Here is a 24,113-nt window from a genome sequence, read left to right on the forward strand (position 1 = left end):
TCGTTGAACGTGCTTATCGCGCGGCACTGTCATGTCCGGTAGGAAATTCATGAGCAAAGACGCGCCTAGTTATTGACGGATTGCGCCTGGTAACCATTTTCAATGCCTAGTCATATTGGGGGGCCGCCGTGAACGACTATCTTCTACTGCTACTCGGCGTGGTTCTGGCGGGTGGGGGCGGCGAGCTCTTCGTGCGGGGCACGGTCGGGATTGCAGGCGCCTTGCGGATTTCCCCTGGGATCATCGCCGCTACGATCGCCGCGTTTGCAACATCCAGCCCCGAATTAACGGTTGCGATCAGTTCCGGGCTCAACGGCACTCCTACGATTGCACTCGGGGATGCGCTTGGCAGCAATGTGGTGAATGTTGCCTTGATCCTCGCGGCCGCCCTGCTGATCATGCCCATCCGGGTGCCCCGCGACAGCATCCGCCGCGATTTCCCAGCGGCGCTCATCGTTCCGCTCATCATCGCCGCCCTTCTTGCGGACGGAGAGCTTTCCAGAGTCGATGGCTTGCTACTGTTGGCGCTCTTTGCCGGCTGGTTCATAGCCGTACTGAACGAGGCCCGGCGGCAACGCAGCGCCGCCGCTGCAGTGCTCGGCGAACATAAACCTGTTTACGCCGTTCTCGCAGGATTAGCAGGTTTGGGGCTTCTGATCCTCGCAGGCAATCTCATCGTCGTAAGCGCGTCCGCGATCGGCGAGGCTCACGGCATCGACGCCTTCATAATTGGCGCGACAGTTGTGGCCCTCGGCACGTCCGTGCCTGAACTGGCAACAGCAATCATCGCAGGGATAAAAGGACACGAAGAGGTCGGGCTGGGAACCATCCTTGGCAGCAACATCTTCAACGGCTTGCTTGTCGTCGGCGTTGCGGCCGGCCTTTCCCCGATTAGCATTTCTGTGAGTGAAGTCGCGCCGGCCTTGATCCTTGGGTTTGCGTCGGTTGTTCTGACATATCCGCCCGCATCGGGCGTCATTGGCCGCTGGCGCGGGCTCCTTCTGCTTGGCGTCTATGCGGCGTACATCGTCGTGGTTTCTCAATGGCGCTGAGGGGGCGTGGACAGCTGAGCGTCCGCAAGGCGTTCATGTGTAAAGGTTTTCGATCGCCAGTCCTACGCCCGCGATGACCATCAAAATAATCGCGAAACTCGCGGCTTGCTTCCAGTAAGCGATGCCTGTCGCGTGCTTGATCAGCATCACGACGGGAACGAGAAAAATCAGATTGATCAGAAGAATGAAATCTCCCGTCCAAGCCGTTTCGGGGGCGACGCTGCCGAAGCTATTCAGGCACATGAGCGAACTGAAGTCTGGCGCGCAAAGACTCAGCGCCTCCGCGCCCGGCTGATTGAGGATGCCCTGTATAGCGGGATCATTGGCATTCGGATGACCGTAAATGCCAACAACCAGGAAAGCGGGCAGCAAAATGAATGGCTGCTGAAACAGGCCCGGCCCCATACTCATGGCGGCCGCCTGGAAATATTCGGAGAACTTCAGGCGGGTCCACCGCAATATCCGCATGGGCAGATACAAAAGCAGGAACATGCTTCCGGCTAATATGGGCTGGAGATACTGCCAGAAGGTATCGATGCGAGCCGGCATCACGTCCACATCGAGGTACGCGGCGGCGAACGTCTGCAGCGAAATCCACAAAGCGCAGATCGCAAGAAAGAACGTTAAGCGGTACTTGAAATCCTCTCGGTCTCCCAGATTTATCTGATGGGCCACCTTGATCGGGCGGAACGTGGTGTCGACGGCTAACTTCAAATAATCAAAGAATGGGCGCGCCTGTTCGGCAATGAACTCTGCAAACATGAAGTCCCCCAAAAGCGCATTTAAAAATCACTCCATCAATCGCGAGTCCTGGTGCCGCGGCAAGCGCGCTTAGACGTGCATCCACAATGCTGCGAGCGTTGCAGTGGAGAACACGCGATTTCATAACATCCGAGTGTGCGGGCGGGGTGTTGTACCGATCAGACTCGCCGTAACAGGCCGGGCAACATGCGCCCCAATACGTTGTCGCCGCGGATAATGTAGTGAAAGAGCGCGGCGCCGATGTGCATGGCGATCAACGTGAGAAGCGCAAAGGCACCAACCATGTGCCAGAAGAACACCGTTTCGGACATCGCTTTGTCCGGAGCCACGAGTGCCGGGATCTTGAAGCCGAATGCGTCTAGTGCCGGAAAATAAGCAACTCCCAAGTATCCGAGGACCGGCACAACCAAGAGTAGCAGATAAAGCCCCCAATGGTTAAGCTCACTCACTACGCACTGCCACCCCTCAAGGCTGGGCTCGTGGCGCGGCGCGCCGGCCGTCAGCCGGTACAACAGACGTAATATGACGACCGCCAGAATAGCCAGCCCGCCGAGCTTGTGCAGGCTGTAAAGATTGTTCGTCAGCGCGTCCCAAATGTTCAGGTCGTTGCCGCGGTAGGCCATGTAAAAGCCCACGGGTATCTGCACGGCGAGAAGCACGACGACAAGCCAGTGCAAGGTCCTGGCCGTCAGCGAGTAAATCTCGACATCACCCGACGTGGTCGCGATGGTCTCATTGCTCGGCTTATCCATCGATACCCACCTTTCAATCCATGAAGATTGGTCACACCAAGATACGGCCTATACTGCCTTTCGCATGCGCAAGTCACAATCGAAAATAACGTCACCTCCGGGCAACGGATAGACGGTTACCTGGGGGCGAATGGCGTTATCAAGCTCAGTTATAGGGCGCAATTGGAGACCAAGCTTGCCAGAGCCTATAATCATTGGCCCCACGATCAAATGCAGCCGATCGAGCACACCAGCATCAAGAAACGATGACACGGTGGTCGCCCCACCCTCGATCAAAATCCTTCTCAAGCCTAGCGCGAAGAGCGCAGCGACGATTTCTCCGGGCCGGAATGTGCCGTCCTGTCGCTCAAGGCGAATCACTTCCAGGTCATCGACTTCAACAACCTCTGCCGAGGCCGTCACAACGATGCGCCGGGTGCCGTCGTTCGCGAGGCAGCTGAGGCCGGCCGGCATCCGTCCGTTTGGATCGATCACGACACGGGCCGGCTGTGCCTTGCCCGGGGGGAGCGCGACGCGGCGCACGTTAAGCCTGGGGTCGTCCGCCAACACTGTGCCGACGCCTACAACCACGGCATCAACGGCGGCGCGCAGGCGATGCAGATGATCCAGAGCTTCCGCGTTGTTGATCCACCGACTTTCGCCGGTAACCGTTGCGATGCGCCCGTCGAGAGACTGGCCAAGCTGAGCCACAACGAACGGCCGGTCGTCGCTCGCAGCGAGGATCGGGGCGAGGGGATCACTCAACTGGCGCACACGCGGTGGAACAGCGGGGTCGCTCACCTGGCTCGGCTCCTTAATCGTGGTTCTGTTAGGTTTCTCGGTGACTTGTGTTTACCGCGCGTCGAAGTGATGCACAGCACGAGACAGCGTGATGCTATAGGAGGCATAACTGACCAGGATTGCTTGAGAGTAGCGGCCGAACGTGTCTCCTCCAAAGGCTGAAATTGCAGACCTCCGAGAGGGGGTAAAATTGCGGCACGCTGGGCTCCTTTTCCTGCTCTGCTGGTTCGTACTCGCTTGGCCGTGGTTGTCGGGACACGTCACCATTCCCTACGATGCCAAGGCGCATTTTCTACCGCAGGTGCAATTTTTTGCCCATGCCTTATGGCAAGGGGAAAGTCCATTCTGGACGCCTTTTGTGTTTTCCGGCCATCCGCAGGTCGCCGACCCTCAATCCCTGATTTTTTCTCCGCCGTTTGCGCTTCTGGCACTTTTCGATCCCGCGCCGGGTCTTTGGTCCGCCGACGTCACAACGCTCATTACAATTGCTGCGGGAGGTCTGGCGCTCGTCATATGGGCTCGCGATCAGGGGTGGGAGACGGGTGCAGCAATCTTCACTGCTCTGGCGTTTTGCTTCGGCGCGGCTATGAGCTGGCGTATTCAACATATCGGGCAGGTGGTCAGCCTGTCGATGCTGGCGATCACGTTTATGCTCCTGTCACGCGCCCTTTCTCGTGGGTCATGGCTGTGCGGTCTAGCTGCGGGAATTACCGCCAGCTTCATGGTTTTAGAGCGGGATCAGGTGGCGCTGATCAGCGTCTATTTTCTGACCGGTTACGTGGTCTGGCATTGGTTCAGCGCAGGCGTGCACCATAGCGGTCGACGGATTTCGTCGAGCCTGCCGCCGCTCATCGCTGGCAGCATCGCGGGAACTGTCCTTGTAGCAATCCCCATCCTGCTCACATGGCTCCTGGCGCAAATGTCCAATCGTCCGGAGATCGACTTTATTGGAGCAGGACGCGGCTCGCTTCACCCCGCCTTGATGGTGACCTGGCTGGGGCCTGATCTTTTCGGCGCTTCGGGCGATATGGAAGATTACTGGGGTCCGCCGAGTTTCGTTTGGCACGATACTGGGTTGTACATCGCGCAAAACATGGGCGTGCTCTACATCGGCGCGGTATCATTTTGGCTGATGCTTGCGGGACTATTCAGCGGCAGTCTTTGGCACCGCGAAATCCGTTTCTACACTATCGCGATGCTCATCATGCTCATCTATGCGCTCGGTTGGTACACGCCTGTGTTCCGGCTCATGCATATGTGGCTGCCGGGTATCGATCTTTTTCGCCGCCCCGCTGATGCTGTGTTCCTGATCGGGTTTTTAACCGCGATCCTTGCGGGACATGGCGCCAACCGCCTTTTGCGTTCTGCAACGGCGCCGTTTTCACGCGATGCGTGGCTATCGGCAGGGGTGGTCATCACATTGGGGTTTGCCTACGCCGCTTATCTCGCAACGCATTTCCATCAATGGCATGAGGCCTTGGAGCCCTTCGTGATTTCGGTGGCGTTCATCTTGTGCGCTGCTGCAGTCATCGCCCTCGTTCGGTGGCTCCAGCCCATTCGCCCACACCTTGCAGCAGCGCTTCTCGTTGCTTTTGCCGTGCTCGACCTGGGGTTTCAAAACGGGCACGGTGGCGCTGTAGGCTTACCGCCATCTACGTATGAGGTTCTCGCACACGGCAGTGTTAACGAGACCATGGTGGATCTCAAACGCCGTGTGCAAAGTGGCCAAACGGCAACGCAGCGCGATCGCGTCGAACTGATCGGTCTCGGCTTTCACTGGCCAAACGCGAGCTTGACCTATGGGTTGGAGAATACATTGGGTTACAATCCAGTCCGGCTGGCGCTTTACAGCGCAGCGACTGGTGCGGGTGATACTTCCGGAATGCACGAGCGCAAATTTTCCCCTCTTATGCCCTCTTATGCGTCGCCGCTCGCGAACCTGCTAGGGCTGCGGTACATAGCGTCCGGCGTACCGCTCGAAAAAATCGATCCTTCCGTAACGCCAGGTGCGTTTCCTCTCGTTGCACGCACAGTCGACGGATACATTTATGAGAATCCGAAAGCGCTCCCGCGGGTCCTCTTCGCGACGCGTGTTCAACAAGCGGACTTCGATAAACTCCTGAGCTGCGGCGGCATGCCCGACATCAACTATCGCAATACTGTTCTGCTTGAAGGCCCGACCACCCCATCGCTGCCCTCAAACGCGACTGGGTCGGCGGCCATTCGCGAATACCACAACAGTGAGATCGTTATCGACACAACGTCCAGCGACGGAGGCTGGCTCATTCTCAACGATGTTTGGCACCCCTGGTGGTTCGTTGAAATCGATGGAAAGCCTGCTCCGATGCTGCGGTCCAACGTTCTGTTCCGTGCGGTCGCCGTGCCAGCGGGAACGCACTCGGTACGCTTCAATTTCCGGCCGCTTCGTGGCGCTATCGAGCAGTTGACGCATGGGTCTTGGGGCCCAGGCTTCCAACCCGTAGGGTGCGCGCCAAGCCGATGAGTCCATTCAAGATATATTGCCGTGCCCTCAGGCTTCTTGCACCGGAATGGCGCCTCGCAACGGCTCTGGCCGTGGCCAGCGTTGCCATTGCGACTGTGCAGCTTGCGGAACCCGTGTTGTTTGGTGCCGTAGTCGATGCTTTGTCCAAACAGGAGCCCGCGGCCTGGATCATCGGCTTATGGGCCCTACTTGGCCTCGGTGGGATCGCAGCCAGTGTCACCGTCGCGGTGATTGCGGACCGCCTAGCGCACCGGCGCCGATTGATCGCTCTATCCCAGGCGTTTGAGCAGGCGATCACCTTACCGCTCAGCTACCACGCCGCAAGCGGTTCCGGCACCGTTATCGGAACCGTCCAGCGCGGTTCGGACGAGTTGTTCTGGCTGTGGCTGAGTTCCTTGCGCGAACAGCTTTCGGCGCTGATCGGTATCGTGTTTCTCGTTCCGCTTGCGATTTCCATCGATTGGCGGATGGCCACCATCCTCGGTGTTCTGGCGGTGTGCTTCACGGCGCTCAATTTCTTAGTTATCTCGAAGACGTCGGGCGGCCAGATGCGGGTCGACCGCTACCACAGCAACGTCTTAGGACGTGTCGGAGACGTCATCGGCAATGTAACGATTGTGCAAAGCTACGCGCGTCTCGTGGCCGAAGCGGATGCGCTACGCGCCATGATCGGACAACTCCTCAACGAGCAATACCCGCTTCTCACTTGGTGGGGCATTCTCACGGTCTTGCAGCGGGGCGCGGCGACGATCGCCATGATCGCGATCTTCGCGATGGGGGCTTATCTCTCTTCGCGCGGAGAACTCACCGTCGGTGAAATCGTGTCTTTTGTCGCTTTCGCGAACCTTCTGATCGGCAAGCTTGACCAGCTCTCTGCGTTTGCCGTTCGGATGATACAAGCGGCCCCAAAGATCGCGGCGCTCTTTGAACTGTTGGACGAGAAATCGGCGATTGTTGAGCGTCCGGATGCCAAGCCCCTTGTCGATGTGAAGGGACACGTCGTCTTCGATGACGTGTCCCTTAAATTTCCCGGGAGCTCGCAGGGTGTCTTCGACTTAACCTTTGAGGTCAACCCGGGCCAAACAATCGCTCTCGTTGGCCCTACGGGTTCGGGAAAAACGACGACGCTGGCGCTCCTGCAACGGCTGCGCGATCCTGACCGCGGCCGTATTTTGATCGACGGCCACGACATTGGCGATGTGACGCTATCCTCCCTACGGCACTCTATTGCGGTCGTCTTCCAGGACGCCGGACTCTTCAATCGGTCGATTGGCGAGAACATCCGGATCGGCCGGCCTGGCGCGGACGATGCTGCCGTTTTCCATGCGGCGCAACTCGCCGAAGCCGAGTCGTTTATTTCGACCAAGCCTGGAGGATACGACTACGTCATTGGCGAACGGGGGGCATCGCTGTCGGGCGGTGAACGTCAGCGTATTGCCATCGCGCGGGCCATCCTGAAGGACGCCCCGATCCTCGTTCTGGATGAAGCTACCAGTGCGCTCGACGCCGAGACAGAGAGCCGTATCAAGCGGGCCATCGACACCCTCCGATCCGGGCGAACCACATTCATCATCGCCCATCGTCTCTCGACTGTAACTCAGGCGGATCAAATCCTTGTGCTCGAACATGGAAAGATCGTTGAGCGCGGATCGTATGAAGAACTCGCCAACGCCAACGGGCTTTTTGCGCGCATGGTGGCTGCCGGCGGCTTCACGGTCCCGAAGGCGACACTTGATTAGCTTTGAAAAAATGGGCCGCGGATCACCTAATGGGAACCGCGGCCATCGCTGCCGAGCATTAGTTCTGGACCAACGGCACGCTATAGCTTGTGGGCCATGCGTACACGTTTGGTTTCAAGATAACGCTGATTATAGATGCTGGGTTCCGTCACAACCGGAATTTGTTCTGCGACCGTAATGCCCTCCTGGCGCAAGGCTTCCACCTTGGCGGGGTTGTTGGTCAGCAGCCGGATTTCGTTAAAGCCCAGATCAAAAAGGATCGCAGCCGTCAGGTCGTACTCACGCGCGTCGATCGGCTCGCCGATTTCTACGTTGGCATCGACGGTATCAAGTCCTTTATCCTGAAGTGCGTAGGCCCGGATTTTGTTGACGAGACCGATGCCCCGACCCTCGTGATAAGGCAGGTAAATCAGTACGCCGTTGGGGGTATCTACGATGGTCTCCAGCGCCGCTTGAAGCTGCTGGTAACAATCGCAGCGCAAGGAGTGGAAGATGTCGCCGGTCACGCAGCCTGAATGAACTCGAACCACCGGGATTTTCACATCTTCGCCCGGTTTCGGGCGATTGATCAGTACGAGAGCTTGATAGGTGGGATCGCAACCCTGGTAAGCGCGCGCTTCCAACTGAATTTCGCGTCCGCGAAATTCTATGGGGAGGACAGTCTGTGTAGACCAATCAACGTCCAACACTGTGGACTTGACGGCAGTGACGCTCATGCGGATCTCCAAGAGTACATCCAGGCATATGCGTCTTTCGAACACGTTAGTAATGTGTCGCAGTGCCGCATCAGCCAATGTCGATAAGGGCTAAACGCTCCAACCGCCATTTCGTTTTTTTTCTTGCTCCCAAAATAGGTCCGTACCGTGACGCACCTCCTCAGGCTCCCTTTGCGTAGCACCCGCAAATTGCGACTTTTTCCGGGTCACAATACGTAATTTACGTAGAGATTCTTACGATTTGTGTCGCGCGGTGGCGAAAATCCGACGGACCACAGAGTACTGACATATGATTGTAGCAGCAGTTAACCAATCGATTATGATCCGCTGCCAGATGAAGTTAACCGGCGCTTGTAGCCAGCTAGGCCCATAGTTGCATGTCGCCAGTCGGCACCGAATCCCGCGACGTGTGGTTTCTTCCGCCCAATGCCCTGGTCCTCGTCGCCATCGGCATCGCGATGGTGGTGGCCCAGGGTGCCGTCAATATCGATCACCGTGATGTCGAGGGTTTTGTCCTCAACGCACTGATCCACGGGGCAATCTATCTCATCGGCGTGTGGTGGGTGCTGAGCCGACCGACATCTACGCGGGATCTCATCCTCATCCTCGTTGTCGCCTTATGTTTGCGCGGGCTCGCCATGACGGCGCTGCCCTACCTGACGACGGATGCCTTCCGCTATGTCTGGGATGGACGTATCCAATGGGAGGGCTTCAGTCCCTATGCCGCTGCACCAGCAGATTCATCGCTCGCGCATTTGCGCAACGAACAGATTTATCCGTACATCAACCAAAAGGAGGTCGCCGTAAGCCTCTATCCGCCACTGGCGGAGATGATCTTTATGGCGGCTACCGGCCTTCGCGATGGCATTGCGGGACTAAAGCTCACGATGCTTCTGTTCGAAGCCGTCACGATCATCGCCCTTCTGGGTTGGCTTAAAGCAGAGCGGCTACCTACGTCGCGCGTCTTAATCTACGCATGGCACCCGCTTCCGATTGGGAGTTTGCCAGTCAAGCTCATATCGACGCTGCCGCCACGGCTTTCCTCTCTCTTGGCATATTGGCTGCCGTGCACCGGCGCCAAGGTTTGACGGGAGCCCTCTTCGCCTGTGCCGCGATGGTCAAATACTTCCCGCTTGTCCTCCTTCCCACGCTCTTGCGACGATGGGACTGGCGATTGCCTACGGCTCTCATCGTCACTGCCGGCCTTCTTTTTATTCCGTATGCCGGCAGCGGGCACATGTTCGGATTTCTCGGAACTCACCTTGGCAATGAAGGCTATCGGGACGGCTGGGGCTTTCAGATTGTTTGGTTTCTTCGCGATTTTTCGATCGCTGATCCGAGCCTGGTCGCATATCTCCTCTTCGCTGGCGGGCTGATCGGACTCCTTGCAGTCTGGGCTGTTTTTGCGCGCGGCCCGGATGAATTTCTACCCAACCGGATGGCTCTGCTCGGAGCGGCGTTCCTTTTTCTGACTTCGCCCCACTATCCCTGGTACTTCGCATTTTTTGTGCGCCTTGTGCGTACGGACACCTCACCCGGCTTTGCTGGCCATGACGCCTGGATGCCTGACGCTTTACCTGCCGCGTCCTCCGGGCGGCCTCACCTGGACCGAGCCTTATGCCGTCACCTATGTTCTTCCGCTCGTTATATGGATCGGGATGGAAATTTGGCGGGCTTTTGGCGTTGCCCGAACGAACATCTGCCATCAGGGAAATAGGTCCCTAAAACTCTAGAACTTCACATTACCTTGGTGCCGTGCAGCGCATCTGGTAAGGGAGTTGCCCTCGACGTCAGCAGCAGTTCGTTTTTCCCGGGGGCCCCGTGACTGCGATTTTCACGCTCTTTCTCGCATTCATCGGCGGCGTGACGCTGACGCATTTCTACATCCAGGCGGCTGACGGCCGCGGCCCCGTCGCCCTACCCAACCACAGAACCATGCATAAAGGCCGTGTTGTGGTCGGCGGAGGCATCCCGCTTCTGGTCTCGGCACTGATCACAACTTTGATATTCTGGCCGCTCGACCCTCGGCTGGGCGCATTGATCGCCACCGGTCTAGTTCTTGCCGTCGTCTCGTTCCTCGACGACATGCAGCCTATCTCAAGACGTCTGCGGTTCGCCGTTCATCTAGGCGCCGCGGTTGCCTGCGTCGTGAGCGTTCACTACAGCGCCAGCATTTTTGGCGATATCTTGCCGTTCTGGCTGGACCGCCTCCTCGCGGTTCTCGCGCTCGTCTGGTACATCAATCTGTACAATTTTATGGACGGCATAGACGGAATCGCGAGCGTCGAAACGGCAACCGTCGCAGGTGGATACGCGATTGTGGTGATGTCGTTAGGCGATTGGAACTCCGTCTACCTCGGCCTGGCACTTGCCGTGGCTGGCGCGGCCCTCGGTTTTTTGTTCTGGAACTGGCATCCGGCTCGGATATTTCTGGGCGATGTGGGCTCTATTCCGCTGGGGCTCATCACCGGCTGGCTCATGGTCGATCTTGCGGTCAGAGTCTCTCTCGCGGCAGCGCTCATACTCCCACTCTATTTCGCGGCCGATGCCAGCCTGACGATCCTCAATCGCTTACGGAAGGGTGAGCGCATCTGGGAGCCGCACCGGAGCCATTTCTACCAGCGCTCAGCCCGTGCGGCAGGATCTCACTCCGTTGTCGTCAAATGCGTCATTGCAGCCAATTGCGTGCTCGTCGGACTTGCGGTGCTTGCCCTCACGAAGCCTTTCGTCGCATTCGCACTTGCCGTCCTGACAGTTGCCGTACTTCTGAGTTGGATGCAGTTCCTCGCTACGCGCCCCATACCTCAACAGTCCGACGAGAAAGCTTAACTACGATGGAACTTGCCAGCCTGATGGACAGCACTATTGCGTTTATCGAGGCCAATAGAGGGTGGGCTGGGCTTGTTGTTTTCATTCTGGCTTTTGGGGAGAGTCTCGCGTTCATATCGCTTGTCCTCCCGTTCTGGGCGATGCTCGTCGGTATCGGGACTCTCATCGGTGCGAGCGGGACGACAACCGATCTGATTGTGATCTGGGTCTGTGCGAGTCTTGGGGCTGCCTTCGGTGATTGGCTGTCGTATTGGCTCGGCAAGCACTTTCACGAGCCTATTGGACGTATGTGGCCGCTGTCCCGATATCCGGATTTGCTCCCGCGCGGTCACGTTTTCTTTGAAAAGTACGGAATCTGGGCGATTTTTATCGGCCGGTTCTTTGGGCCGCTGCGCGCTGCCGTGCCGCTGGTCGCTGGCATTACGGAAATGCCGATGGTCCCATTTCAGATCGCCAACTTCCTGTCGGCGTTTCTATGGGCGGGCGTGTTGCTCGCACCGGGCTCACTAGGGCTGGCGTGGCTGATCCACGGCGGCGGATAAACTGCTTTCGGCGCGGAATGAGCGGCTAGCGTTTGATCACCACCGCCAGATGCGCGTAATCGCCAAAGAGCCGCTCGAACGTCACCGTACAGCCCTTCTCTTCGGCCACACGGCGCAACTCCGCTTCAAGCTCAGCGCGCGGCTCGACAGAGAACTTTTTCAGCCAGGCGCGCAACGCGCTCTTGAACCACCGCGGCAAACCCGTCTGTTCGCTGAAGTCTACAATGTGGAGCGAACCACCCGGCTTCAGCGCATCTATGGCTTGAGGCAGAACCTGCTGCCAGGGCGGAATCATCGATAGTGAGTAGGAAATGAAAATGCGATCAAATGCTGGGACACCAAACAATTCCTGAGCGGAAAAGTTCGTCGCATCGCCTTCAACGACCTTGATACGCTTCTCGAAGCCTGCGCGCGCGATATTCGCTTCTGCGGTTTCGAGCATCATCCGCGAAATATCGAACCCGTAGAAGTGAGCGTCGGGATAGCGCCGCGCCGCCAAGATGAGATTGCGCCCCGTCCCGCAGCCGACCTCAAGCACGCTCGCACTCGGCGGTGGCTTCAGACCGTCGAGCATCGTATCGCGACCGAACAGAAAGTACTTGCGCGATAGGTCGTAGATATAGCGCTGATAGCGATAGATGCCGTCCATATGATGGGCAGCATCCTCGTGGGGCGCGGCAGACAATGCAGCTCTCCGTCAGTTGGTCAGGACATAGCGGTGGAAGCCACCGTAGATAGACGAGCGGTCCTTGACCGTCAGGGCCCGACAGGCCTCTTCGTCGTATGAGAAGCGATTCAGGATTTCATCCGGGATCTGGCCGGGCAAGATTGTATCCTCGCCTGCGGTGCGGAAGATCACACGCGCGCCGGGTTTAGCCGTACGGGCGATTTGTGTCCAAAGCGCCGTAAGCATTTCAGATGTCATCCAGTCCTGCGCGTCCAGTAGTACGTACGCATCGCGCGAAGCTTCCGGCAGCGAGGCCAAGTGCTCGGTGAAGGATGCGTGGACCACTTCGATGTTATCGGCGCGGGCCCGCAACGTGTCGTAGTTCTCGCGCTGAAGGTACGGCGGCAATGGTCCGGAACCACCACTGGCATAGCGACGTCCGAATGCCTGCCAGGCGAAGTAGTTGTCCTGTAGATCGAATTCGCAAGCTAGGCGCTCCAAACGCTGGCGAAGAACCTCTGCCATGTGGTTCTCATTGCCCTTCAGCGCCTCATATTGCGACGGCGGAATGCCAAGACCGAACAGGGCTGACGGCTTGCTTATCAGCCAGCGAATATGCCGCTTTTCGAACAAAGGTGCGAGTTCGCGTTCAAAAATCTGGCGCTGCTCTTCGCGAGACTTCGCTTTTAGGAGAAGCCGCGGGTTTCGCCCATGCATGCGGGCAAGGAGGTGGCTGGCTCCAATAAAGGTGCCCAGCAGTCCGTGCCGATAAAGGTTTTTGCCAAAGTAGCCGACGCGGCGGCGTCCCAGGCGATCGCGCGATTCCCAATATTTACGCGTCGGCGCATCGAGATGTTCCTGCAAATAGGAGAAATAAGCGCGGACGTTTTCGGAGGCATCAGCCTCCGCAAAGAAGCGATGGAACGCGGCATAGCTCGGCAAATAGCGCGCGGCCGCCAGCTTCAGTTTGTTCAGGGCAATATGTGCTGGATTGAGGTCGATAGCGGTGATGTTGACATTCGCGGCCGTCAAGTAGCTCAAGATGTTGCAGCCACCAGAGGCTATGGCGATAACGTGCTCACCGTCCTTGAGGTTGAGCGCTTCAATGTCGACAACCGGATCTTCCCAGATTTGCGGATACACGAGGCCGGAGAATGCAAGCGTGAACAGTCGTTCCTGGACGCCTTGGCGGGATATCGCCTTGTGGCGGTGAACAGCTTGGCGCAAACGCTGATTGCGTGTGCGGGGTCGTGCGGTTTCACCTGCTTCGCCTGCGTTAGGAAGTGGGGGCATGTGTTCTCCAAGATCAAGCTTGTTCCGGCGGCGCCATTTGACGGACTGGCGGCCAATCGCCCGGCTCAATAGACATCGGGTATGACTTTAGTGCGGTCAGACCTTAAGGTCGCGCGTGTGTGTTCGGCCCGCTTGTTTGCCATCAAATTAGCGCACAACCAACAGGCAATGTGTAGCACTGAAGGTCGTAAAAAGCGTCATTCATTTACTCTACCTTAGATCCACGTTGCCGCTGAGCGTAAATTTGCCCGCTTTTGCAATGAGCTCAAACATGGTGTGCTCATCGCGGTGCCGCCATTCCCGGTCACGGTACGCCGCTGCGGCCCGACGCCGCAATCTGATTGGTCCCCATGCTCACTGAATTTGCGGATAGTGTCGTCACACTGATCAATGAGAACATCGCGCTCGTCGAGCCAATTGTTTTTGCGCTTGGTTTTGCAGAAAGCACGATGGTTGTCTCACTGCTGGTCCCGTCCTCGGCGCTGCTCGTGGCGATCGGCGGTGTGCATAGCGCAGCGGGGGGCGAATTCTGGAGCGTTGTATTAGCCGGTGGGGCAGGCGCCTTTAGTGGTGACGTCATTACCTTCGCTATTGGCCGGTACTTCAAGGATGACATCAGAAAATGGTGGCCCCTTAGCCGCCATCCGGAATGGTATGCCGGTACTCGCATCTACGTTGCCCGCTGGGGTGCACCGGGCGTTATTTTCAGCAAATTCTTCGGAGTTTTGCGCCCTTTTGTGCCGGCTATCGCCGGAGCCGCAGGCATGAAATGGGCGGTATTTCTTACGGCAAGCCCGGTATCCTGCCTCCTTTGGGCAGGTGCGTTCCTGGCCCCCGGTTACGGTATCGGCCTGCTTTTCACATAAGACGGCTTATGGGATAGATGCATCCCAACGCCTTGCAGAACCCAACAAGTTCGCCTATTGCGGAGGACTTAGTCAGATATTTCGGCAGGTACGCGCCGGGTTGCTGCAGAAACTGCCTGAAAAAAGCACCAGATAAGGAACAACGTCCATGTCGAGCCGCAGCGATCGCAATATTGAAACGCGCAAGAAAAAGAAGCGTCGTACCCTGGCGCGTCCCAAGCAGACACGCGTTCAGGGCAATACATCCGGCGTGCGCGCGCGCCTACGGAAGCAGTCCTTACTGCGTGCCGGCCGCGGCGAAGCTGCCGCCGCCCAATAACTCGTTACCTTCGCTTTATTGCGAACTGTCACGTCGGTGACGGCATCTGTTCCGGCAAGGTGGTGCCTAGGGGGTCTGCAAAAGAGTAGACAGCCAGGAGAATGCCTATGCCGACGCGACTGACGCCGAACACCGACGTTCAGTTTGTGCCCGCTACCTCCGACGGTAACGGGCTTTACCCTCCTTCGATCACACCGCCCGACCAGCCACTCGGTTTTTTCGATTTTCTTCGACAGTTCATTGCCAATCCGCTCCGCGGGCTGCCGCGCCAAGTCTACGAAGAAGACCTCACCTTATATCGCCCGACGAAAAAACTAACGGTGCTCTGGGTCAGCGGCCCCGCAATTGTCGAGGAACTTCTCGTCGGGAAAGCGAATCTGCTCGTCAAATCCCCGCTGGAGAAGCAAGTATTCGCGGCGACCCTCGGTGACGGCGTGTTGACCTCGGACGGCGCGCTGTGGCGGTGGCAGCGCCGCGTTATGGCACCTCTCTTCCGACACAACGAAATTCTTTCGTACGTGCCAACCATGGCACAGGTCGCGGAAGAACAAGTCACGGAATGGCGGCGCGCCTTTGCCGGCTCTCAAGCCATAGACGAACAGATGATGACCTCAACCTTCAAGGTCATTATGCGTACCATGCTGGTGGGTGGGGATCGCTCTGAGGGCGAGGCCATCATGCGCGGCGGCTCTGAGTATCTCGCGCGCGTTTCCTGGAAGATGGCACATGCGTTGTTGCACTTACCCACATGGCTCCCACACCCGGCGTCGCGGCAAATGCGACGCGCATCACGGACGGTGCGTTCCGCGCTTTCCGACATCATAACCCGGCGGCGCCAATCTGCTGTTGAAGGCACAGACCTTCTCGCCCGACTCTTGAATGCACGCGACCCGGACGGGGGTGAGCCTATGACGCAGGATCAGCTCGTCAACAATTTGTCGACGCTGCTGGAGGCTGGCCACGAAACGACCGCGAAGGCTCTCACCTGGACGTTGTATCTGCTGGCGCGTGCGCCTGAGTGGCAGCAATCCGTGCGTGATGAAGTCAATCGCATTGTTGGGCCTACGTCGATCAGAGCAGAACACATCGACAAACTGGTACTTACGACGCGTGTGCTGAAAGAAGCCATGCGGCTTTACCCACCTGTGCCGGTTGTTGCACGTCAACCTAAGGAAGCGTTTGAACTTGCCGGCACTCCCGTTCCAGCCAACGCGCAAATCGTAGTGCCGATCTTCGCCATTCACCGACATCGCAAGCTTTGGAAGGATCCGGACCGTTTCGATCCTGATCGGTTCCTGCCCGATCGCGAGACGGAAATGGCGCGCACGCAATTCATGCCTTTTGGGGCGGGTCCCCGCATCTGTATCGGCCAGAGCTTTGCGATGATCGAGGCGGTCACCCTTCTTGCAACGTTCGTGCGGGGCGCACGCTTCGACTGGGACGGCGAGCATTTGCCCGAGCCCATTTCGCGGATCACGTTGCGACCCAAAGGCGGCATGCCGCTCACCGTCACACCGATCCTGTGAGGAGTTGGGTCGCGCGCATTGCGGGCCATCTCAAAGCGAGTTTACGAACGCCAACAGCGCGTCTCGCTGATCCTTGCTCAATTGAGTGTACGCGTCTCGTGCGGCTTGCGCCTCGCCACCATGCCAGAGGATTGCCTCTTCCACGTTACGTGCCCGACCGTCATGCAGGAAATTGGTGTGGCCGCTCACGACCTCAGTCGCGCCGATGCCCCAAAGGGGAGGCGTTCGCCACTCTTGGCCGCTCGCCAAACCTTCGGGACGGCCGTCCGCCAACCCTTCACCCATGTCGTGCAAAAGCAGATCGGTGTAGGGCCATATGCGGTGGCCGCTGAGATGCGGTTGGCCGGATACCTCGCCTGTCGTGAAACTGGGGATGTGACACGCGGCACACCCCAGTTCGTGGAATTTCACCTTGCCCTCAAGCACGAGCGGTTCCGATGCATTGGGACGCCCCGGCACGGCGAGGTTCTGGGAGTAAAACACCAGAAGATCGAACAACTGATCGCCGACCTCGGGGTCGCTCGGTTTGGGCGAATTGCCATTAGGTGCATCTAGGCAGACGGCCTGAGCCGCCGTGCAATCACCAGAGGATTTCGGCACGAGTGATGTCGACAGGCCCATGTCTCCGGCAAAGGCCTCGGCACTCTGCTGAGCGACACTTGGTGTTCCGCCCTTCCACCCGAAGCGCCCAAGCCGCACATCACGATCTCGAAGCGACCATACTTCCTGCGCGCGCCCGGAGATACCATCTCCATTGGCATCGTCAGGATCGGCGTTCGCGCGAATAACCTCCTCCGGGATGGCTTCAAGGAGACCCAAACCAATCATGGGGGGCGCGATCCGCGGAGACGTCATGACATCGGGCTGCAACGGGCCGTAGGCCAGATCCGTAATTTCGTAACTCGGCTTTCGCAGCGTAACACTCGTGCCATCAGCGAACGGAACAGGCACATCTTCATAAGTGATCTTCATGTGCCCTTCGGCTGCATGCCCCTTGATAGCGATGTCCTGCAGCTGCCCGCCATAGGTGGGTTCGGCAATGACATTCACACGCCTCTCCTTGAGCAGTTGGCGCTCTTGGTCAGTTGAAGGTGGGACGGACAGGCGAAGGAACATTGAGATGGCATCGTCATCCGGCCAATTGGCGGCCGGGGGATGCCCGCGCCCATCCTTCAAGTGGCAACTCTGGCAACCCCGGGCATTGTAGAGCGGGCCCAGGCCATCCGAAGCCTTGGTCGAGGCGGGGGAAGATACCCACTCCTTACGGAATATGGCGTTACCTAACTTGAAGCGCGCCTCGCCCTCGAAGCCGATCCCGTTCGAAAAATGAGAAAACGCATTGACGTGATCCCGGGACTGTCGCGTGGTGGCTGTCCCGCCAGGAAATTCTTCACCCGGCTCAAACTTACCGATGGAAGCCTTGTCATCCACGGGGGCTGCAAGGGATGCCGCCGCCAGAACGACAGCGGCACCGGTGAGCGCGATACCAAAGGGCCAAAATCTTGATCTGCGAAGCGAGGGGATGTCGGACGTGTCGATCTTGGCCATTTCGTTTTCGCAACCCCTGCCCTTATTTCACCGACGATGGATTATCGAGGCTATCGGAGCCTTCGAACTTCGCTGCTTCCAGCTTCAGAACGGCCATGGCCCGCTCTAGCTCCCGGGCCTGTGCGATTAGCGCATCGATGGCCGCCTGCACCACGGCGTTCCCCTCCGTGTTACCCTGCCCGATCATCTGATCGTAGCGCTCGATGGTGTCACCGCGCTTTTTGAGTTCGGTCATTTTGGCCACGGTGTTCTCAATAGCCGCGCGGACGCGCTCGTCAATTTCAGGTGCGGCAGCGCGAATAAGATCAGATGCGCTTGGTCCGGACACGGTCGATCCATCGGTACGTTTATAGCTGGCCAGATAAACGTTCCGGATGCCTATAACATCGTAATAGTGCGAGTTGTGCGTGTTGTCGGAGAAGCAGTCATGCTCCTCTTCCGGATCATGGATCAGAAGGCCGAGTTTCATGCGCTCGCCCGCCAGCTCGCCGTAAGAGAGACTTCCAAGACCGATGAAGAGAGACAACAGCCCTTTCTTCTCGTCCGTCTCGGTCAACGCAGCGCGGGCAGCACCGCCTTTCGCCCACTGCTTTGCCATCCAATCGAGGTCCTCGATCAGAAGGTCGGTTACAACGCGCAGATATTCGGCCCGGCGGTCACAATTTCCGTTGGTGCAGTTCTTGAGATCGTAATCTGTGGCAGGGCGATCGCCAGCACCGGCTTCCGTTCCATTGAGGTCTTGCCCCCAAAGAAGGAACTCTATGGCGTGGTAGCCTGTTGCGACGTTGGCCTCGACGCCGCCCGCCTCTTGGAGCTTATCGCGCAAAAGCTCCTTCGTGATTTTCGACGTATCGACATCCGTCCCACCGATCTTCAGCGATTTATTGGCGATGACGTTGGCGACGTAGAGGTCGTTCTCGAAATTTTCAGTGCCGTAGAACTCGGTTTCGACATAGTCGATCAAGCCCTCATCGAGCGGCCAGGAGTTTACCCGCCCCTCCCAATCGTCCACGATGAGGTTGCCAAACCGGAAGGCTTCGGTCTGCTGGTAAGGAACTCGCGCGGCAATCCAAGCAGCCCGAGCCGTTGCCAAACTTTCAGGCGTCGGCTCCTTGAGGAGATCGTCAATCGCCTCCTTGAGGCGGTGTGCGGTCGTTACGGAGTCTGTGTATCCGGCTTCTGCGATGTTCGCGTACGTGTCCAGCACGGCTTTAACGTCGGGGTTCTCAGCTGTCTTCGCGGAATTAGCGCCGACGAGCGATGTGACCAAGAGTGCGAACGCAAATAAGAAGCTGATGCCATTCCTCGACACGAGGCTGCCTCCCCAAGAATTGAGAATCCGGATACCGCTCATTGAACTGGGCTGATTTGCTCGGACAAATCGCGATCTGATGGATAGCATCACTGACATTCGCGACAAGCTCTTGTCACGCCAAATTGTTGACTTTTTTTATAATGAAACATAAAGTTGCATGGGTAAGCAAGAATTGACGCTCGGCTTGTCGGGGAAGCAGGCGCTGTCCGCTTGGTGATCCTGAGAGTGTCCGGGGTTGATTTATGTGAGCGAGACCCCATACAGCCCGTAGAATAGGGGTTTGGGCTGCTTGCATTGTGCCCGGTCCGGTGAATAATGGGTCCTTCAACCTCTGATCCAGCAAGGTCAATCAATGCGCCTCAACAAAACTACCAATCACGCCATCCGGATATTGGTGGACTGCGCTCAGTCTGGCGATGAACTTGTCAAGGTCGCCGAGATTTCCGAGCGCCTGGACATCACGCAGCAAAACACCTTTAAGATCGTACACTTGCTGTCCCGCGGCGGATTTGTGAAGGCCGTGCGCGGCCGCCACGGTGGCGTAAAGCTCGCGCGTCCTGCCAGTGAGATTCGCGTTGGAGAGGTCGTCGGCGTTATCGAAGCGTCCAATCTCGACGCACGCAGCGACGAGAAGCAGAGCGCGCAGGCCATTTTTGACGATGCGCTTGACGCCTTTATCAGCGTCCTCAACCAGCACACCATTGCCGATATGGCGAGCGCTCAGGCACCGCGGCCTAACGCGAGCGCCAAGAAGCCGCGCACACGCGCCGTCCGCTCCATTCCCGAAGCCTCCATACGTTCTGCGAAAGGCAGTGCGCGCTGCTGATCCGCACTCTAGGCCGCACTGATTATAGTTCATCTCAAATGTATAATCGTCATCATATAATTTGAATGGTTCTAATCTTAAGACGACTTAGATTGGAACCATTCTAACCTTTTATATCTTTGACTAGTTTGTTTGGCGCATTCTTCAATTACTGCTTGACTTCGACGCCCCATCGCATGTTTTCTTGACGACGAGCGTCGACAACATGACGCGATCCGATACTGGGGCCTTGAACCCCGTTTATTGGAGAGAGCAGGGATGACAGCGAATTTCGGACTGCCGGGCGGTGCGCTGCGAGCGCTGCCTTCAGAAGCAGGCCTTGAAGCCGGGGGCGATGGTTGGCGCGCCCCAGAACAACTTGTAGGTTTTGGTTTTCGCGGATGGATCGCCGGTTATCAGACCGGCAATATCGGCTGTTGGGAGCGGGTTTGGCAGGTTTACTCCAACGCCCTCGGCCCACGCGCTGCGAAAGTCGTCGTCGGGGAACTGTCCGTCTGGGCAAAGGCGGTTAAGGCGGGTGCGCGCCGCAAGGTTGAAGTTGGGCCCATTGAGGCCTGCAACTTCTGCCGGGATGAATGTTTGGCCATTTCAATGATCGCGGCCTCTCAACACAGGACTTGTCCTGCGATGCGCGCATGCGCATTTGCACTTATTGAGAGCTCCTTGATCGAGGAAGTCGTGCATCACAGTGATAGCTTTGCGATCACGATGCGCAGCCTTGATCAGGTGATTTCGCCAAATTGGATCGTGAATGCCAACGCACTCGTCGATCCGTGCGCGCAGCATCCCCACTGACAGGAAACCTCCCGTGCTTATCTGTTCCTGTGCGGTCATCAGTGATCAAGATATCGAGCTTGCGGTATTGGAGATCATGTCCCAACCCGGCGCCCCACTTCCTACGCCGGGCGTCGTGTGGCGGCATTTGTCTAAAAAGATGAACTGCTGCGGCTGCGCGCCGCTCGCGGTCTCGGTTATTTATGAAAAAATGGAAAGCCTTCAGGCCAAAGGACTCATCTCTCCTTGTGCCTGTGCTCAAGCGCTGGAACGGCTCGTTCGTCTGGACCGCGCCAATAAGGCCAAGCAGCGCCGAAGCTCGACGACACGTCAGGCTCCGCCTAGCGTCGACGAAGAATTCCCGTTGCTAGCCGCTGAATAGTTCGTGCCTATTTCATATCCGCGCGTACTCAGCGTGGGACGAAATTTATAATCATTGATGTCGGGGAGAGCCGATTTGCGCCTCGACAAACACTCTCCTTTGCTCTTGAATCCGACCCCTCATCTAGAAAGTTTGTGTGCTCACGCTTGGAACGAAGGGGTAAGACGATGAAGGGCGACGCTAGCGTCATCGAAATTTTGAATGAAGCACTTAAGCTGGAGCTGGGCGCCGTCAACCAATATTGGCTGCACTATCGCCTTCTTGAGGATTGGGGCTTCGGAAAGCTCGCAAAGAAGGAGCGCGAAGAATCGATTGAAGAGATGCATCACGCAGACAAGATCATCTCTCGAATCATTTTCCTTGAGGGACATCCGAACCTGCAGCATGTCGCTCCTTTGATGATCGGGGAAAACGTCAAGGAAGTCCTCGAGTGCGATCTCCGCGGCGAATACATTGCCCGGGAACACTACATGAAGGGCCGTGAGCTGTGCCGCGACAAGGAAGACTATGTCACCATGGCGCTGTTCGAAGAGCTGCTGAAGGACGAAGAAGGTCACATCGACTTCCTCGAAACGCAGCTTGGCCTGTACGATACGATCGGCAAAGACAACTACGGCCAGTTGAATGCCGAATCGGCGGACGACGCAGAATAATTTCCGACACATCAGGCTTGGGAACGGTCACTCAGATGATGAGGCGATGGGGCTTCATTATCCTTGTGTTTGTTTGGAGCAACGCGACCGCTCCATCGCCGTCACAAGCCAATCAACGTCCTGAGCTTGCGGCCATTGTGGCCGCAAGCATCGATCAACACATCATTCCCAGCTACAAAACGCTGCAATCAGCGAGTGAAAAACTCAACGCCAACATCGCCGCCTGGTGCGAGGATGGTGGCGGCGGTGCAGAAAGCCCTGCGCGTGCGACAGTTGAAGACAGTTTTCGAAAGAGCGTAAGCGCATGGGGAGGCGTGGCGTTCCTTCGCTTTGGGCCTGCTCGCAAGGACAGCCGACAACAGCATCTCGCCTTTTTCCCTGACCCGCGCGGTGTCGCTTCCCGGCAATTAAGTGCTGCTTTAAAGCGCAAAGACCCTGCCTTGCTGGAACCTGGCGCGTTGAGCCAACAGTCCGCTGCGATCCAAGGACTGCCTGCCCTTGAGGTGTTGCTTTTTCCGAAGGGGCCGGAGACGAAATCCGGGCTCGATGATTACGGATGCGGGCTTGCGATGGCTATCAGTGCCAATGTGGCTCGACTTTCCCATGAACTCACAGAGGAGTGGACGAGCCCGGACGGCTGGCGGACACGCATGGTTGAAACGGGGCCGGATAATCCCGTGTACAAAAGTGATGCTGAGGCTGCTGGCGAACTCGTCAAAGCACTGCTGACCGGCCTCCAGATCGTCCGCGATCTTGGCTTTGAAGCTATGCTGCAGGCGGAACAGAGAGGACGTACGCGGGCAGGCCTCGCGTTTGAACGATCGGGGGTAGCGCGAGACTTCATGCTCGCTTCCATCCGCTCATGTGGGGCGTTAGCTCAGACGCTTCGCTTGGGAGATTTCGTAGCAGGCGACTCAAAAGTCGGCTGGATTAGCGGCTGGATCGGCAACGCCTTCCGAAGCCTCGCAAGTGACGCCGAAGAAATGCCGATGCCAGGATCGGCACGGCCGACACTTGGCAACACAGAGGGGCCCAACAGAGTTCGGCGCGGCAAATTCTATGCTAATGGTTTACGCCAGATCATCGGTCGGCAAATAGCGCCGACAGCAGGGCTGACATTGGGGTTCAATGAGTTAGATGGCGATTGATCGTAGAGCTTTTGTCGCCGGTACAGCAGCGATGCTGGCGCTTCCACGGCCACTGCATGCGGCGGATGGGAAAGCCTTTCATTCGGGATCGGCAGAATTTGTCTCGGCCTGCAAACGTGGTGATGGCCACTACGCGCTCGCGTTCGTCACGGCCGATGGAAAAATCTTGCGCGAGATCCCACTGGACGGTCGTGGTCACGATGTGGCGCTCAGCCCCGATGGGACTCGTGGTGTCGCTTTCGCCCGGCGGCCAGGCCGATTTGCCATAGCCTTCGACCTCAAAAATGAAACGCCTCCTGTTGCCTTTGACAGCCCAGAGGATCGGCATTTTTACGGCCACGGCGTTTTCTCGCGCGATGGCCGTCTGCTGTACGTTACCGAGAACGACTTCGACGCCGGCCGCGGTGTGCTTGGTATCTATGACGTCGGCGCGAACTACCGGCGTATCGGTGAGTTCGATGCGCACGGTGTAGGACCGCACGAGGTCATCCTGCTTGAAGACGGTGTGACGCTGGCTGTCGCGAACGGAGGTATTGATACCCATCCCGCAAGCGGACGGGAAAAGCTCAATCTTTCGACGATGCAGCCATCGCTCGTTTTCATCAATAGCCGCACGGGCGATCTCGTTACCCGACAGGAAATTGATCCAGCCCTTCACAAGCTTTCGATCCGGCACATCTGTGCGGATGCCCGCGGGCGCGTGTGGTTTGGCGGACAGTGGGAAGATGCTATCGAGACGGCGCCGGAACTTGTCGGGTACACCAGCCGCGATGAACCAATCAGGTTTGTGTCGTCAGCTCAGCACATGGGTCCCGCCTTGAAAGGCTACATTGGGTCCGTATCAGCGACGAACGGCGGCGAGATTGTGAGTGTGTCGGCCCCACGCGCCGGCCGCATTCTTCATTTCGATGCCAATCGCTCAGAACTGATGGGAGAAGTTCTCCTGAAGGACGCTTGCGGGATCGCAGAGGCGTCTGACAAGACCGTCGCGATCAGCTCTGGCGAGGGCATCCTGGAAGTCGCAGCTCCGGGCAAAGAGCCACATTCTCGGATTTCGTTTAACGATATCGCCTTTGACAACCACATGCGCCGGTTGCGTTTGTAGCGCGTGTTTGAAATGC

Annotated in this window: 24 protein-coding genes; 16 read left to right on the forward strand and 8 right to left on the reverse strand. The window is 57.7% G+C overall.

What is annotated here, in order from left to right; translation table 11 throughout:
• The first annotated feature begins 128 nt into the window (after nt 1–128).
• Nucleotides 129–1,052, forward strand: a complete 924-nt coding sequence (locus tag K5845_RS11850; RefSeq protein WP_046478179.1) for a sodium:calcium antiporter — start codon at nt 129–131, stop codon at nt 1,050–1,052.
• A 33-nt stretch (nt 1,053–1,085) separates the two neighbouring features.
• On the opposite strand, the gene K5845_RS11855 is transcribed toward K5845_RS11850, so the two are convergent.
• The 3 genes from K5845_RS11855 to K5845_RS11865 all read right to left on the reverse strand — a co-directional run bounded on the left by K5845_RS11855 (nt 1,086) and on the right by K5845_RS11865 (nt 3,346).
• Nucleotides 1,086–1,814 (reverse strand): hypothetical protein, encoded by a 729-nt coding sequence (locus K5845_RS11855; protein ID WP_046478178.1) that lies wholly within the window; start codon nt 1,812–1,814, stop codon nt 1,086–1,088.
• A gap of 158 nt (nt 1,815–1,972) precedes the next feature.
• Complete coding sequence (locus tag K5845_RS11860; RefSeq protein ID WP_052743839.1) at nt 1,973–2,566, reverse strand: cytochrome b; 594 nt, start codon at nt 2,564–2,566, stop codon at nt 1,973–1,975.
• A 48-nt stretch (nt 2,567–2,614) separates the two neighbouring features.
• Complete coding sequence (locus K5845_RS11865) at nt 2,615–3,346, reverse strand: RibD family protein (RefSeq protein WP_287959047.1); 732 nt, start codon at nt 3,344–3,346, stop codon at nt 2,615–2,617.
• Between the two features lie 190 nt (nt 3,347–3,536).
• Between K5845_RS11865 and K5845_RS11870 the strand changes: the two genes are divergently transcribed.
• Nucleotides 3,537–5,849 carry a glycosyltransferase family protein gene (locus K5845_RS11870; RefSeq protein ID WP_152024978.1) on the forward strand — a complete coding sequence of 771 codons (2,313 nt, stop codon included), beginning with the start codon at nt 3,537–3,539 and terminating at the stop codon, nt 5,847–5,849.
• Nucleotides 5,846–7,588: a glucan ABC transporter ATP-binding protein/ permease gene (locus K5845_RS11875; RefSeq protein ID WP_090227278.1), complete on the forward strand. Its 1,743-nt coding sequence runs from the start codon at nt 5,846–5,848 to the stop codon at nt 7,586–7,588. The genes K5845_RS11870 and K5845_RS11875 overlap by 4 nt, the downstream gene beginning before the upstream one ends.
• A gap of 80 nt (nt 7,589–7,668) precedes the next feature.
• Here K5845_RS11875 and K5845_RS11880 read toward each other — a convergent pair whose 3' ends face one another.
• Nucleotides 7,669–8,304 (reverse strand): GTP cyclohydrolase II, encoded by a 636-nt coding sequence (locus K5845_RS11880; RefSeq protein ID WP_046478177.1) that lies wholly within the window; start codon nt 8,302–8,304, stop codon nt 7,669–7,671.
• A 377-nt stretch (nt 8,305–8,681) separates the two neighbouring features.
• Here K5845_RS11880 and K5845_RS11885 point away from each other — a divergent pair, with 377 nt between their 5' ends.
• From K5845_RS11885 to K5845_RS11900, 4 genes are all read left to right on the forward strand, one after another.
• Entirely contained in the window at nt 8,682–9,392 is a 711-nt protein-coding gene (locus K5845_RS11885) for a hypothetical protein (RefSeq protein ID WP_090225966.1), read from the forward strand.
• A complete protein-coding gene (locus K5845_RS11890) occupies nt 9,281–10,021 on the forward strand; it encodes a glycosyltransferase family 87 protein (protein WP_287959048.1) in 741 nt (246 codons plus the stop codon). The genes K5845_RS11885 and K5845_RS11890 overlap by 112 nt, the downstream gene beginning before the upstream one ends.
• 104 nt (nt 10,022–10,125) lie before the next feature.
• Nucleotides 10,126–11,133: an MraY family glycosyltransferase gene (locus K5845_RS11895; RefSeq protein ID WP_052743835.1), complete on the forward strand. Its 1,008-nt coding sequence runs from the start codon at nt 10,126–10,128 to the stop codon at nt 11,131–11,133.
• A 5-nt stretch (nt 11,134–11,138) separates the two neighbouring features.
• Nucleotides 11,139–11,675, forward strand: a complete 537-nt coding sequence (locus tag K5845_RS11900) for a DedA family protein (RefSeq protein WP_090225974.1) — start codon at nt 11,139–11,141, stop codon at nt 11,673–11,675.
• 25 nt (nt 11,676–11,700) lie between these two features.
• On the opposite strand, the gene K5845_RS11905 is transcribed toward K5845_RS11900, so the two are convergent.
• Together K5845_RS11905 and K5845_RS11910 are read right to left on the reverse strand one after the other, a co-directional pair.
• Complete coding sequence (locus tag K5845_RS11905) at nt 11,701–12,360, reverse strand: class I SAM-dependent methyltransferase (protein WP_342027527.1); 660 nt, start codon at nt 12,358–12,360, stop codon at nt 11,701–11,703.
• A gap of 12 nt (nt 12,361–12,372) precedes the next feature.
• Nucleotides 12,373–13,635, reverse strand: a complete 1,263-nt coding sequence (locus K5845_RS11910) for a BtaA family protein (RefSeq protein WP_046478174.1) — start codon at nt 13,633–13,635, stop codon at nt 12,373–12,375.
• A gap of 350 nt (nt 13,636–13,985) precedes the next feature.
• On the opposite strand from K5845_RS11910, the gene K5845_RS11915 reads away from it, so the two are divergent.
• The 3 genes from K5845_RS11915 to K5845_RS11925 all read left to right on the forward strand — a co-directional run bounded on the left by K5845_RS11915 (nt 13,986) and on the right by K5845_RS11925 (nt 16,346).
• A complete protein-coding gene (locus tag K5845_RS11915) occupies nt 13,986–14,501 on the forward strand; it encodes a DedA family protein (protein WP_287959049.1) in 516 nt (171 codons plus the stop codon).
• A gap of 148 nt (nt 14,502–14,649) precedes the next feature.
• A complete protein-coding gene (locus K5845_RS11920; RefSeq protein ID WP_170832383.1) occupies nt 14,650–14,820 on the forward strand; it encodes a hypothetical protein in 171 nt (56 codons plus the stop codon).
• A gap of 107 nt (nt 14,821–14,927) precedes the next feature.
• The gene (locus K5845_RS11925; RefSeq protein WP_287959050.1) at nt 14,928–16,346 is read left to right on the forward strand and encodes a cytochrome P450; all 1,419 of its coding nucleotides are present in this window, start codon (nt 14,928–14,930) and stop codon (nt 16,344–16,346) included.
• 30 nt (nt 16,347–16,376) lie between these two features.
• On the opposite strand, the gene K5845_RS11930 is transcribed toward K5845_RS11925, so the two are convergent.
• Together K5845_RS11930 and K5845_RS11935 are read right to left on the reverse strand one after the other, a co-directional pair.
• Nucleotides 16,377–17,894, reverse strand: coding sequence for a di-heme oxidoreductase family protein (locus tag K5845_RS11930; RefSeq protein ID WP_090225977.1), 1,518 nt, complete (start codon nt 17,892–17,894; stop codon nt 16,377–16,379).
• A 22-nt stretch (nt 17,895–17,916) separates the two neighbouring features.
• On the reverse strand, nt 17,917–19,206 hold the full coding sequence (locus tag K5845_RS11935) for an imelysin family protein (RefSeq protein WP_244464889.1): 1,290 nt from the start codon (nt 19,204–19,206) through the stop codon (nt 17,917–17,919).
• A gap of 355 nt (nt 19,207–19,561) precedes the next feature.
• Here K5845_RS11935 and K5845_RS11940 point away from each other — a divergent pair, with 355 nt between their 5' ends.
• The 6 genes from K5845_RS11940 to K5845_RS11965 all read left to right on the forward strand — a co-directional run bounded on the left by K5845_RS11940 (nt 19,562) and on the right by K5845_RS11965 (nt 24,097).
• A complete protein-coding gene (locus K5845_RS11940; RefSeq protein ID WP_052743833.1) occupies nt 19,562–20,035 on the forward strand; it encodes an RrF2 family transcriptional regulator in 474 nt (157 codons plus the stop codon).
• A gap of 258 nt (nt 20,036–20,293) precedes the next feature.
• Nucleotides 20,294–20,830: a hypothetical protein gene (locus tag K5845_RS11945; RefSeq protein ID WP_052743832.1), complete on the forward strand. Its 537-nt coding sequence runs from the start codon at nt 20,294–20,296 to the stop codon at nt 20,828–20,830.
• A 13-nt stretch (nt 20,831–20,843) separates the two neighbouring features.
• A complete protein-coding gene (locus K5845_RS11950) occupies nt 20,844–21,191 on the forward strand; it encodes a (2Fe-2S)-binding protein (RefSeq protein WP_046478172.1) in 348 nt (115 codons plus the stop codon).
• Between the two features lie 167 nt (nt 21,192–21,358).
• Nucleotides 21,359–21,844, forward strand: coding sequence for a bacterioferritin (bfr, locus tag K5845_RS11955; RefSeq protein WP_090225985.1), 486 nt, complete (start codon nt 21,359–21,361; stop codon nt 21,842–21,844).
• Nucleotides 21,845–21,879: 35 nt separating this feature from the next.
• Nucleotides 21,880–22,992, forward strand: coding sequence for an imelysin family protein (locus K5845_RS11960; RefSeq protein ID WP_287959051.1), 1,113 nt, complete (start codon nt 21,880–21,882; stop codon nt 22,990–22,992).
• Complete coding sequence (locus K5845_RS11965; RefSeq protein ID WP_287959052.1) at nt 22,982–24,097, forward strand: DUF1513 domain-containing protein; 1,116 nt, start codon at nt 22,982–22,984, stop codon at nt 24,095–24,097. The genes K5845_RS11960 and K5845_RS11965 overlap by 11 nt, the downstream gene beginning before the upstream one ends.
• Nucleotides 24,098–24,113 lie beyond the last annotated feature (16 nt).

Origin of the sequence: Filomicrobium sp. (genome assembly GCF_025698805.1) — a bacterium.
GTDB classification, from domain to species: Bacteria; Pseudomonadota; Alphaproteobacteria; order Rhizobiales; family Hyphomicrobiaceae; genus Filomicrobium; species Filomicrobium insigne.